Source organism: Vibrio sp. MOR3 (genome assembly GCF_001557775.1).
Taxonomy (GTDB): Bacteria; Pseudomonadota; Gammaproteobacteria; order Enterobacterales; family Vibrionaceae; genus Vibrio; species Vibrio jasicida.
Map to the genome: position 1 here is coordinate 26,086 of NZ_LNRD01000022.1, position 12,093 is coordinate 38,178.

A 12,093-nucleotide genomic window follows, 5' to 3' on the forward strand; every position below is an offset into this window, starting at 1 on the left:
TTTTGTTTTTACGATTCAGTATCGCAAATCAGCAAGTTATGTTTATGGGCAAAGACGACCTTGTTGTGCAGGTTGCGTCATTTCCATATCACCTTTCAGTGAGCGGTAAACGATGGTGTTCCATACCTCACCATTGTCCATTTCGAATTCAATGGCGTAGTTAAGACCATTCACCACTTGAGTTCGTACGCTTAAGATCTCTTTTAGCTTAGCTGCGGTGTTCATCTGACCAAGTACAAAGTCGAGTGCTTGCTGAGCTTCAGGTGTTACTTCACCTTGTGACCAGCCGCCAGCAAGGTTTTCAGCGCTGCAGATAGGGTTCGCTTCCGATTGCGATTGTGTTGGTGCCACGGTCTCTTCCTTTTGATTACATCCAGCTAAAGCCACTACACAAACCAGTGATGCTAATAATGTTTTCTTCATAAAGACCTCTCTTAATAATCTGTTCAGCATCCTAATGGAATAAATCGGTTAAATCTGTTTCATATCCGAGAAAGCTTAGGGCTGCTGATCTCATTTGTACAATGAGATTTGTGACTACCTATTTTGCAAATCAATGATATTGGCGCGTCATCGCTGAGTTAAAAATAAGCAAAAACAGATTGTTAACTATTTAACTGGATGAAAATTACCCTATGCTATAAACGTGAAGTCACTCAAAGTAGGTAAGGGTATGAGAGAAAGGGTTCTATTTTTCGACTTATTACGTTGTGTCGCTGCCATCGCAGTGATCGCGATTCATGTGCTAGCGCCATATCGTAATGAGTTGGGAGTGATTCCGTTTGACCAATGGTTGACGGCTGTCGGGGTAAACAGCGTGACTCGCTGGGCAGTACCTGTATTCATTTTGATTACTGGTGCTCTAATGCTCAGTGATACACGACCTTTTGATGCCAAGTACTACGTTAAACGGCGTTTAGGCAAAGTATTAGTACCTTTTCTTATTTGGTCGATGTTTTATGCCTACTTGTCGGGTTGGACAGCACAAGGCTTCGATTTTGAAACGGTTAAAGAAGTGGTGAGTAACAGTCCACATCACGCGACTTACTATCACCTCGGATTCTTCTATTACTTTATTCCGCTCTATTTTGTTATTCCGTTATTCCAATGGGTGGTGCGTAACTGCGATGATAACGTTCTCTATGCATATCTTGCTGTTTGGCTGCTGACCAGCACTTTGTTCTTATTTAAGATTGATGGCCTTTGGAGCAATCAATACTGGCTTTACATGGGATATTTGCCGCTCGGCTATGTGCTGTTTCAGAAAGTGCCTCTTAATCGCACCACTGTCAGCATTTTTACTGGGCTTGGGCTCGTGGCGTTGGCGGTGACGTTTACCATGGTGGTGGCCAACAGTTTAGAAGCTGATAAATATACCGTAGGTCGTTGGTTTTCATACAAAACACTGAATGTGATTCTCGCAGCGTCTATGATCTTTATGCTGTGCCGCTACTTTGGTGAAGGTCTAACACCTAAAGTGCAAAAAGTGGTGAGCTTTATTAGTCAGCACAGCTTAGGAATTTATTTGTTGCACCCAATCTTCTTGTGGCCAATGAAAGCGTTTGGTTGGTATCAGGGACACCCAGCCTGGGTAATACCAGTTTGGATCGTTTTGAGTGGAGCTGGGGCCTTGGCGATGAGTTACTTGTTCTCTAAATCAGCCAAGACCCGTTGGCTATTACCTTAGATTAGCGTTTTAAGGCGAAGTGAAGGAATTTATCGCCACAGTAAGTCAGTGTGCCTTTATCACCAGGGTTTAAGGCGTGGTAATAGTGCACACCGATTTGAAACTCGCGTTTCGGGCCAATCGAGCCGCGCTGAACGTAAATCCAATATTCCTGATCGTCTTGTCCAGGTTCTGCTTCTGGTACTTCTATCGCTTGTTTATCGAGTATGGTGACTTGAGCGCTTTGTTCAGGCGCGTCTTCGCCAAAGTAGTGCTTGCTGTAGAAGCGAAAGAATACCCAAGCTCCGAGAGCAATCAGGGTGAATAGAGCCAAAATAAGTGAGATTGGCATGATAACCTCCAATGTTTCATTGGCATCTATTTTACAGAACTCCCTGATTAAACTATGAGTTGAGATAAATTATTCGTGATCTAGTAAAAGGGATGTAGGTTTTATTCGGCACACTTCACATTTTATATGCGTGCAAGAGCACAATTTAAAAGGAAATTTGCACTTAACGACTCGAAAAAACTCTGAATTTGTAGAAGAATGAAATGACAGACACAGGAAGGGTCAAGTAAGGAGGGTTACGATGTCAGATATTGAGAAAGTAGTCATGCGTACCCGAACGATCGAAAAACTTCTGCGTACTCAATACCACGCGGAAGGGAAAGGGTTGCATCAACTGATTACCAGTTGTGAAGAACGCTTACCGCATGATGTCGTTGCAAAACTGCGCTTTATTGCGACGGTCCGTAACAAAGTTGTCCACGAAGAGGATTATAAACTGGATGACAGAAAGGGTTTTCTTGCTGCATGCGATGCGTGTGAAAAGGAACTCACACCGAGAAGTTCACGCTTTATTTGGCGAGCTGCGATTTTGTTAATGGCCTTGATTACGCTTGCTGCACTCGGTTTTTACTACATGCATTGGGACATACTAGTTAAGCATCTGTAGACGGCAAAATTTGAATAATAAAAAAGGGACGCGAAAGCGTCCCTTTTTTATTGGAAACAGTAACTTAGTACATCATTGGCAGTGTCATTAAACCAACAACCACTGCAATCATTACCAGCCCTTGTTTTTGAGAAGAAGAAATCATAACACTACCCCTAAAATCATTGATGAACTCGATGTAAATAATATAGCACTGTTTTTGAGCTTTGATCAACTTAAAAGCGGAAAAGTTTTCAAAAATCGCACTTAACTAGGGTGTTTTTACCCTAAATTGACTAATAAAACTGTGTTTTTTGTGCTGCTCTTTAAATGTTCGACTTGTTGTTTTTGTCTTCTTTTTGTCTTTAAGTTGCTGATTTTATTGTGTTAAATATGAGTAATGTTATGATGAAATAGTGTTTCTTGTATCAGTGTGGATGTTGGTTGGCTATTTTTGCTGAATTTCTCAAAAGTTGAGAAAATTATGTTTTGTGTTAACGAGAGTCACTCTTGTAGACGTCTATTGTGCTCAACTTTTCCTATCTGATGAGAAAATCTCAATGCGATAAGGGGGTAGCTATAATCCATGCTAGTTAAGGTTGGGTTTTGATGGTTTTTCTTATCTATGCTTATTTATATCAGTTACTTATGTGTTTTTGATTGAACTTTTATACTCTCAGATTATTGGGCTAATCACGGTTTGTATTGTTGGGAGGAGGCATTTTTGCCTTTCTGAGTGGTCAGAGGTGGTGGATCTGACTTTTGTGTTGGTTATTTGCCCGTAACGGTTGTATAGCGAACAAATTGATGGTTTGTTTTTCAATTTCTGAAGGTTAGAGTTCTGATGAAATTATCGATAACAAACAGATTCAGATAGCTCAGTTCAATGATTGTGAGAAAAACGATAATCAGTAATTGAGCCAGTTACGTTTACAAAATGTTGTGATTCGCTAGCGAGATCCAACTTTCGCTGATAATGCCTTTACATCAAGATTGGTCTACCTAGACTAGCGGCGAGATTACGTGAAAGGTGTATACGGCATGTGGAGTTGGTTAGCGATAGGGCTATCAGGGTTATATTCCGTGTTGGGGGCGAGACAAGCCAATCCAACGCAGTCTCTGGCATTTAAAATCTTTACTCTGTTGTTGCTTTTGATCTTAGCGTTGACTGAAGGCGCATCTGCAGTACCTACCTACTGGATCGCTGGTGGACTGTTGGTCTCTGTATTTGCCGATACACTGCATTCCTTTAAATCTCGCAAGCCACTCTACTTTGCGGGCTACTTACTCGCTCAAATCCTTTATAGCAAATCATTTTGGGTTCAGCTCAATGGGGAAATTGTTTGGTGGTTACTCGCATTGCTGCTTGCTGCTAGTGTTGTGGCGTTCTTCTTATTGCTACCACAGCTCGATTCCATGGTTTTTCCTGTTGTGATCATGGGCATCATGTTGGTTCAGCTTGCTTGGGCGGCGGGGGAAGTTTGGTTGCAAGTACCAAGTTTTGCTAATGCGCTTGGGTTTAGTGGCACCTTAGTTATGATCTATTCAGCCTTGGCGTATGCGATACATGGTTATCGTAAACCGATGAAACATGCCTATGTTTGGGTGAGTGGCAGTTATTTCTTGGCTCATGCACTAATCGTTGCATCTATCATTTACTAATTTAGGTCAAAGTAAGCGGTCAGGTTTTGCGTAAACTAGACGGATTCAACTTAATAACTGGAGTCGATGATGACCGAGATTCATGCTCACAACTTACTTAACCTACTTCGAGAAACGCCAATGGATCGTGATGAGCTGGCAGCTCACTTTGGTACAGATGTGCGTTTCCATACCTGTAAGCTGAATGATCTAGACTTAGATGCATTGCTAGAATTCTTGCTAAAGCGCGAAAAAGTACGCGAACTGGAAGGTAAGTTTGTCGTGAATATGGCACGCGTTTGTAACCACTAAGCTGCGGCTAAAAATTGTTGATGGAGGCGAAGCATTCATTTCGTCTTCTATCATATCTTCACTGAATCACTTTGTTATACTGGCCGCCAAATTTTCAGTCGAGGCCAGAACATGGATATTCTTTCAGCAGCGACCATGCTGTTTCTTATTATGGACCCACTCGGAAATCTTCCGATTGTGTTATCCATTCTCAAACACCTTGATGCAAAACGCCGCCGTAAGGTGCTGATCCGTGAATTACTGTTTGCCTTGATGATTCTGATGCTGTTCCTTTTTGCGGGACAAAGCATTTTGAGTTTCCTCCATGTTCAACCGGAAACGCTGAGTATTTCTGGCGGGATCATTCTTTTCATCATCGCGATTAAGATGATTTTTCCAAGCGCAGGTAGCATTACTGGCCTTGCTGCAGGTGAAGAGCCGTTTATTGTGCCGATGGCGATTCCTATGATTGCTGGCCCTTCAGTGATCGCAGCGTTGCTTTTATTGTCTTCTAAGCATCCAGACAAAATCATGGAGCTGTCTGCTGCTGTGTTGATCGCTTGGGGTGCAACTTTCTTCATTTTGATGTTCTACAGTTTCTTCCATCGTATTCTTGGTGAGCGCGGTCTGAAAGCTATTGAGCGTTTGATGGGTTTACTGTTGGTGATGATCTCAACCCAGATGTTCCTCGATGGCGTGAAGAGCTACATGGGCTAAACCTCCGTCAATTTGATGAATACAAAAAAAGCCGCTCATGTGAGCGGCTTTCGTTTATTTGTCTTTTTACATCATGTGCTTCCGACGAATATCGAGAAGAGCAAAGATGCCGAATATCAAAATGGAGTACTTTTCCCAACTGCTCATCTTAATCTTGTCGCCAAATGCGCCAATGAAGATTGCCATTTGCAATCCATGCATGATGAACAGAAAAGCCGTCATGATGTACAACGCAATGGCCGCTTTGCCAGGGAAGGGCATAAAGAAGTTGAGGATCAATATGAACCAGACGAAGGCGATGGCTGCTTTAGCCAGTATCAATAATGCTTTCATTTAACTATCCTTTTAAATTGGGGCTTTAAGCTGATGTGCGTTCATACAGACGGTAACTGACCTGGCCTGCGGTTTTCTCTCGGTGCAGTCGCCAGTTGTCAGGAAGCCCAGCAATACTTAGCTCTTTTTCAGTTTCAATATAAATCATCGCATCTTCTGCAAGCCAGCCGTTTTGCTCTAGCAAGGTCACGGTTTCATCTAATAAGCCTTTGCGAAACGGCGGATCAATGAATACTACGTGATGCGGTGTACCTGGTTGCTTTAAAAAGCTCAGTGCGTCGGTGTTGACGACTTTAATGTTGTTAGTATTCAACGAGGCAACATTTTTCTGCAATTGCTGAAACGCTTGTGGGTTCAGTTCCACCATCGTCACTTGGTTTGCTTGGCGAGAAGCTGACTCAAAGCCTAAACCACCAGAACCTGCGAATAGGTCGAGACATTTCGCTTGCGGCACATCTTGAGCTAACCAGTTAAATAGGGTTTCTTTCACACGATCCGTGGTTGGGCGTAATCCTTCTGCATCATGAACAGGGAGTTTTCGACCTCTCCATAAACCACTAATAATGCGAACAAAGCCCGTTGTTGGCTTTTTTTGTGATGAGTTTTGCTGGCGACGTCTTACCATAGATTTTTTGACCGCTAATAAAGTGATACTATATCCAATCGCCCAAGCTTTGAGCTTGGATATAGCCCAGAATATTCAAGATGACAGAGTGTAACACTAATAAGATTAGATTCACCTAATTGGAAAGTTTTCACAACTTTGTCATTAGCCTTTTCTGTAAAGATAATAATCTTGTCAGAAAAGAGTCATTAATAGATAAGAGCACAATCTAGGATAGCCCCAGATGACGGAAAAAAAGAAGCGCGGATTACTTTCGTGGCTAGGTTTTGGTGATGAAGAACAGACCCAAAAACCGACAACAGATGAATCAGTAAAAGAAGAAGCAGAAGCAGTAGAAGCGCCAGCTGGTGAGCAACTGCCGGTGGAAGAGGCTGCCGAACAAGCAGAAGAGAAAACCACACTTGAAGAAGAGCCGGAGAAGGGTGAACCTGTCCTAGCAGAAGCAGAAGCAGAAGCAGAAGCAGAAGCAGAAGCAGAAGCAGAAGCAGAAGCAGAAGCAGAAGCAGAAGCAGAAGCAGAAGCAGAAGCAGAAGCAGAAGCAGAAGCAGAAGCAGAAGCAGAAGAGCCACAAGTACCGGTTGCGCCTCGTGTCCAAGAACAAGAAAAGCCAACCGAAAGCTTCTTTGCTCGCCTTAAGCGCAGCCTAAGTCGCACGAAGGCAAACATTGGTGCGGGTTTCTTCGGTTTGTTCAGCGGTAAAAAAATCGATGAAGACCTTTTCGAAGAATTAGAAGAACAGCTGCTTATCGCTGACGTGGGTATGAACACCACGACGAAAATTATCAATAACTTGACCGAAAAAGCGTCACGCGGTGATTTGAAGGACGGCGAAGCACTCTACGGCCTGTTAAAAGAAGAGATGGCAGAAATTCTAGCGAAAGTAGAACAGCCACTTGAAATTGATAGCAGCAAAACCCCTTACGTTATCTTGATGGTTGGCGTTAACGGCGTCGGTAAAACAACCACAATCGGTAAGCTGGCGAAGCAGTTCCAAAGCCAAGGTAAGAAAGTCATGCTGGCGGCGGGTGACACCTTCCGTGCTGCAGCGGTTGAACAGCTACAAGTATGGGGCGAGCGTAACAACGTTCCTGTGATTGCTCAGCACACTGGCGCAGACAGTGCTTCGGTTATCTATGATGCGATTGAAGCGGCAAAAGCGCGTGGCGTCGATGTGGTGATTGCCGATACCGCAGGTCGTCTACAAAATAAAGCTAACCTGATGGAAGAGCTGCGTAAGATTGTTCGTGTCATGAAGAAGATTGATGACTCTGCACCACATGAGATCATGCTGACGCTAGACGCAGGCACTGGGCAAAATGCCATTAGCCAAGCGAAACTTTTCAGTGATGTTGCCCCTCTAACCGGGATTACATTGACTAAGCTGGATGGAACAGCGAAAGGTGGCGTTATCTTCGCTCTTGCTGATCAGTTCGAAATTCCAATTCGCTACATTGGTGTTGGTGAAGGTATCGAAGACTTGCGTCCATTTGAAACTCAAGAGTTCATTGACGCTCTGTTTAGTCGTGAAGAGTAATTAGAGTTAGAGGAAATCAACGGTGATCAAATTTCAGCAGGTAAGTAAAGCTTACCGAGGTGGGCGACAGGCATTACAAAAAGTCGACTTTCACCTTCGACGCGGAGAAATGGCTTTTTTAGGCGGGCATTCCGGTGCAGGTAAAAGTACCTTGCTGAAACTGATATGTGCGATAGAACGTCCTACTGATGGCAAAATCCATTTTAATGGTCATGACATCACACGTATTTCTAACAAAGACATTCCGTTTTTGCGCCGCAATATCGGGATTGTTTTCCAAGATCATCGCTTATTGATGGATCGCAGCGTGTTCGATAATGTCGCGCTGCCGATGCGGATTGAATCGATTTCTGAAAATGAAATCAAACGTCGTGTTTCTGCGGCGCTAGATAAAACGGGCTTGCTCGATAAAGCCCGTTGCTTGCCAAGTCAACTATCAGGTGGTGAGCAACAACGTGTAGGTATTGCACGCGCTGTCGTTAATCGACCAACGCTGCTAGTGGCGGATGAACCAACCGGTAACCTTGATCCAGAACTGTCCAACCGTGTGTTGCGATTGTTCGAAGAATTTAATCGTGCTGGCGTGACAATTCTCCTAGCGACGCACGATATCGGGTTAGTAAACACTCGCCCACAATATCGTCATTTCGAATTGAACCAAGGCTTCCTAAGTGAGGTAGAAGACTATGGTAGGTAACAAGCGCACCCAAAAGAAAGGGAAAGGTCGCAGTGCCAAGCGTGCTAATACCGATGGTTTTTTCTCTGTTCATATCAAACAAGCTAAATCTTCTTTCGGCGCATTATGGCGTCGTCCTTTAGGTAACATTCTGACCTTGGCTGTTATCTCCATGGCGTTAGCAATGCCAGCTTGCTTGTATTTGTTAGGTAAGAATGTGGCTGGTGCAGCACAAGATGTTGCATCACCATCGCAAGTGAGTGCCTACTTAGTCGAAGGGATGCCTGACGCGCGCGTTATGGTGCTCAAAGATCAGATTGAAACATGGCCTTCTGTAAAAGAGGTGGAATATATTTCTCCGCAACAAGGTCTATCTGATTTAAGCCAGTACGCAGGGTTTGACCAAGCGCTAAGCCTATTAAGTGGTTATGCCTTGCCTGGCGTGTTGGTGATTACGCCTGATTCCGAACAAAAAAGCGCAATTCAGTCGCTTGCTAAACAAGTTCGTGAGCAACAAGACGTGACAGATGTTCGACTAGATGAAGATTGGTTGGCACGGCTTGATGCGATAAAAACCCTTGCTGGCATTATTGTCATTACCCTGACAGTGCTGATGTTGGGTGCTGTATTTTTAATCGTCGGCAATACATTGCGCTTTAATGTGTTGGCAAACAAAGAAGAGATTCAGACAATGAAGCTGATTGGTGCGACCGACAGTTTCATTCTTCGTCCTTACTTATACACTGGCATGTGGTTTGGTGTGCTTGGGGCGACCATTGCATGGTTAGTGACGGCATTGATTACGGTTGTCATGAATAACGCAGTTGAGCAATTGGCATCGTTATATGATAGCCAATTTCGTTTGATTGGCTTGAATTGGGATGAATCTCTACTGTTGATCATCACTGGTAGCTTGCTAGGTTGTATCGCCGCGCGCTTTTCAGCGCAGCGTCACTTGAAAGAAATTGAACCAGTTTAGGTGATAAGGGTCTTATACTTGGAATTTATTAGCACAAGCTAATTTTTACCCCTTGTATAGACCATTTGTTTATGGATAATTACTCGCCCTTCTTGAAACTTGTTCATTTTGAGTTCAAGATGGCCAAGCTAAATTGCAATGTAATGCTCCAGATCAGAGATTGATGAGGAATTGAATGACAAAAGAAGCGTATCCGATGGCTCTAGTCACGCAAGATAGCCTTGATAGCTATATTCGTTCTGTAAACAGCTACCCAATGCTGACACCAGACGAAGAGCGTGGGCTGGCAGAACGATTACACTACAACGGTGAGATAGATGCGGCGAAAGGCCTGATTTTGTCACACCTACGATTCGTTGTTCACGTTGCTCGTGGCTACTCAGGCTACGGCTTGCCAATGGCAGACCTAGTTCAAGAGGGCAACATCGGTCTTATGAAAGCGGTCAAGCGTTTCAACCCAGAAGTGGGTGTGCGTTTGGTGTCTTTCGCTGTTCACTGGATTAAAGCAGAAATCCATGAATACGTGCTACGTAACTGGCGTATCGTGAAGATTGCGACAACCAAAGCGCAGCGTAAACTGTTCTTCAACCTACGTAAGTCTAAGAAGCGCTTAGGCTGGTTTAACAACGGTGAAGTAGAAACAGTAGCACGTGAGCTAGGTGTTGAGCCTTCAGAAGTACGAGAAATGGAATCCCGTCTAGCGGCAGTGGACTCAACGTTCGATATGCCAATGGATGATGACGACAGTTCAAATTCGTACACAGCACCAATGGTGTACCTAGAAGACAAATCATCTGATGTTGCCGATAACATTGAAGCAGCAAACTGGGAAACACACACCAATAACCGTCTAGGCCATGCGCTTGCAAGTCTGGATGAGCGCAGTCAACGTATTGTTCGTTCTCGTTGGTTAGACGATGAGAAAGCAACACTGCAAGACCTTGCTGATGAGTTTGGTGTTTCTGCTGAGCGTATTCGCCAGCTAGAAAAGAACGCAATGAAGAAACTGAAACTTGCTGTTGGTGAGTTCTAACTTCTGCTTCTAATATAAAGTAAGATTTTCATAGAAAGCCGAGATCATGTGATCTCGGCTTTTTTATTTCCGATCCAAAATCGATAGCGTTTGCGATCTATTTTATCTGTGCTACCTGTGCATAACTCTGTGAAGTAATTATTCATCAACTGTTCGAAAGCCGGACAAAATAAGGCTTTGTCGTGGTTTTACTGCTGGGGATAGTTCTAAATATACACACAGTTAGATCAAGATCATCACTACATCTTGTGGATCAAAAGTTCAGAATATACTTTATCAACGCAATTCACAGCTTTATCCACAAATGGTTGGAATGTGAACAGTTTAGAATGACCGGACTATCTCTGTGTCTAAGTTTGGCTTTGGATAGGTTACAATGGCGTCACTATACGCAAGTGACTTTAAGCGCCTAAATTTCAGTGCCATGAGGTTGCTTGGGTATATTAATAAGACAATGAGAAAGCAAATGGACCAGTTTCAACATATCGATGTACAAGGCGCGCAAACATTACTTGAGCAAAGTGAAGCTCGGCTTGTTGATATCCGCGATCCTCAATCCTTCGCAGTCGCTCATGCAGAATCGGCATTTCACCTTACTAACGATTCGATCGTGTCGTTTATGGACGAAGTCGAGTTTGAACAGCCTATTCTAGTAATGTGCTATCACGGCATTAGTAGCCAAGGTGCAGCACAATATTTGGTTAACCAAGGCTTCGAACAGGTGTACAGTGTTGATGGTGGCTTTGAAGCCTGGCAACGAGCAGAACTACCGATAGTGAGAAGTTAATGAAAAGATTGGTAACGTTAAATAACCCACGTATGGCGCAAGCCTTCATCGATTACATGGCATCACGCCAGGTTGATATCCAAATCATGCCGGAAGGTGAAGGGCAGTTTGCGCTTTGGTTGACGGATGCGCAGCACGAAGTTGAAGTTGAAGCAGAACTCAAACAGTTCTTAGCCAACCCTTCTGATCCTAAGTACAGTGCCGCTTCGTGGAACGTTGCCGATACGCGAAAAAGTAAGTTTCATTATGCTAGTCCAAGCATCATGGGCATGATCAAAGCGAAAGCAGGTCCGGTTACGCTCGCGATAATGATCACTTGTGCTGCTATTTATTTGCTTCAACTACTCGGTTTTGGACGAGGTGTATTTGATTGGCTGCACTTTCCTGCATTCGAAGGACAGCAATGGCAATTGTGGCGTTGGATAAGTCATGCACTGTTGCACTTTTCGATAACACACATTGTTTTTAACCTGCTTTGGTGGTGGCAATTTGGTGGGGATATTGAACGTCGCTTAGGTTCCGGTAAGCTCTTACAGCTCTTTGTTATCTCAGCTGCACTATCTGGCGCAGGCCAGTTTTATGTCGAAGGTGCAAACTTTGGTGGCTTATCTGGCGTGGTGTACGCTTTGTTGGGGTACTTATGGATTCTTGGTTACCGCTTACCTCACCTTGGATTAACGTTACCAAAACCGATTATTGGTTTTATGTTGGTATGGCTGGTATTAGGTTTTGTACAACCATTTATGGCCATTGCCAATACGGCACATTTAGTGGGGTTAATTTCTGGAATGGCCATCGCGGTATTCGATTCCGGTAAGCAGAAATACCAACAAGCTTAGGTATGTAAAAGCATTCTAAGGTTACTGACATAGA

At 43.8% G+C, this 12,093-nt stretch carries 15 protein-coding genes; 11 read left to right on the plus strand and 4 right to left on the minus strand.

Annotated features, from left to right (window positions below):
* Positions 1–42: 42 nt before the first annotated feature.
* On the minus strand, positions 43–423 hold the full coding sequence (locus tag ATB76_RS24935) for a cystatin domain-containing protein (protein ID WP_009705158.1): 381 nt from the start codon (positions 421–423) through the stop codon (positions 43–45).
* Between the two features lie 250 nt (positions 424–673).
* Between ATB76_RS24935 and ATB76_RS24940 the strand changes: the two genes are divergently transcribed.
* Complete coding sequence (locus tag ATB76_RS24940; RefSeq protein WP_061036263.1) at positions 674–1,687, plus strand: acyltransferase; 1,014 nt, start codon at positions 674–676, stop codon at positions 1,685–1,687.
* 1 nt (position 1,688) lies between these two features.
* Here the strand turns inward: ATB76_RS24940 and ATB76_RS24945 are convergent, their stop codons facing one another.
* A complete protein-coding gene (locus ATB76_RS24945) occupies positions 1,689–2,018 on the minus strand; it encodes a DUF2500 domain-containing protein (protein WP_038872539.1) in 330 nt (109 codons plus the stop codon).
* 241 nt (positions 2,019–2,259) lie between these two features.
* Here ATB76_RS24945 and ATB76_RS24950 point away from each other — a divergent pair, with 241 nt between their 5' ends.
* From ATB76_RS24950 to ATB76_RS24965, 4 genes are all read left to right on the plus strand, one after another.
* Complete coding sequence (locus tag ATB76_RS24950; RefSeq protein ID WP_005430355.1) at positions 2,260–2,625, plus strand: hypothetical protein; 366 nt, start codon at positions 2,260–2,262, stop codon at positions 2,623–2,625.
* 1,020 nt (positions 2,626–3,645) lie between these two features.
* Positions 3,646–4,266: a lysoplasmalogenase gene (locus ATB76_RS24955; RefSeq protein WP_038872542.1), complete on the plus strand. Its 621-nt coding sequence runs from the start codon at positions 3,646–3,648 to the stop codon at positions 4,264–4,266.
* 69 nt (positions 4,267–4,335) lie between these two features.
* The gene (locus ATB76_RS24960; protein WP_038872544.1) at positions 4,336–4,557 is read left to right on the plus strand and encodes a YecH family metal-binding protein; all 222 of its coding nucleotides are present in this window, start codon (positions 4,336–4,338) and stop codon (positions 4,555–4,557) included.
* Positions 4,558–4,668: 111 nt separating this feature from the next.
* Positions 4,669–5,253: a YhgN family NAAT transporter gene (locus ATB76_RS24965; RefSeq protein WP_061036264.1), complete on the plus strand. Its 585-nt coding sequence runs from the start codon at positions 4,669–4,671 to the stop codon at positions 5,251–5,253.
* A gap of 66 nt (positions 5,254–5,319) precedes the next feature.
* On the opposite strand, the gene ATB76_RS24970 is transcribed toward ATB76_RS24965, so the two are convergent.
* Both ATB76_RS24970 and rsmD read right to left on the minus strand, forming a co-directional pair.
* Positions 5,320–5,586, minus strand: a complete 267-nt coding sequence (locus ATB76_RS24970; protein WP_038872549.1) for a DUF1145 domain-containing protein — start codon at positions 5,584–5,586, stop codon at positions 5,320–5,322.
* A gap of 25 nt (positions 5,587–5,611) precedes the next feature.
* The gene (gene rsmD / locus ATB76_RS24975) at positions 5,612–6,211 is read right to left on the minus strand and encodes a 16S rRNA (guanine(966)-N(2))-methyltransferase RsmD (protein ID WP_038874573.1); all 600 of its coding nucleotides are present in this window, start codon (positions 6,209–6,211) and stop codon (positions 5,612–5,614) included.
* Positions 6,212–6,434: 223 nt separating this feature from the next.
* On the opposite strand from rsmD, the gene ftsY reads away from it, so the two are divergent.
* The 6 genes from ftsY to glpG all read left to right on the plus strand — a co-directional run bounded on the left by ftsY (position 6,435) and on the right by glpG (position 12,059).
* Positions 6,435–7,745, plus strand: a complete 1,311-nt coding sequence (gene ftsY / locus ATB76_RS24980; protein WP_061036265.1) for a signal recognition particle-docking protein FtsY — start codon at positions 6,435–6,437, stop codon at positions 7,743–7,745.
* 22 nt (positions 7,746–7,767) lie between these two features.
* Entirely contained in the window at positions 7,768–8,442 is a 675-nt protein-coding gene (gene ftsE / locus ATB76_RS24985) for a cell division ATP-binding protein FtsE (RefSeq protein ID WP_005535654.1), read from the plus strand.
* Positions 8,432–9,400 carry a permease-like cell division protein FtsX gene (ftsX, locus tag ATB76_RS24990; protein WP_038872556.1) on the plus strand — a complete coding sequence of 323 codons (969 nt, stop codon included), beginning with the start codon at positions 8,432–8,434 and terminating at the stop codon, positions 9,398–9,400. The genes ftsE and ftsX overlap by 11 nt, the downstream gene beginning before the upstream one ends.
* Before the next feature lie 175 nt (positions 9,401–9,575).
* Positions 9,576–10,433, plus strand: coding sequence for an RNA polymerase sigma factor RpoH (rpoH, locus tag ATB76_RS24995; RefSeq protein ID WP_038872559.1), 858 nt, complete (start codon positions 9,576–9,578; stop codon positions 10,431–10,433).
* A 466-nt stretch (positions 10,434–10,899) separates the two neighbouring features.
* Positions 10,900–11,220 carry a thiosulfate sulfurtransferase GlpE gene (glpE, locus tag ATB76_RS25000; protein WP_038872561.1) on the plus strand — a complete coding sequence of 107 codons (321 nt, stop codon included), beginning with the start codon at positions 10,900–10,902 and terminating at the stop codon, positions 11,218–11,220.
* Positions 11,220–12,059: a rhomboid family intramembrane serine protease GlpG gene (glpG, locus tag ATB76_RS25005; RefSeq protein WP_038872563.1), complete on the plus strand. Its 840-nt coding sequence runs from the start codon at positions 11,220–11,222 to the stop codon at positions 12,057–12,059. Before glpE ends, glpG begins: the two co-directional genes overlap by 1 nt.
* Positions 12,060–12,093 lie beyond the last annotated feature (34 nt).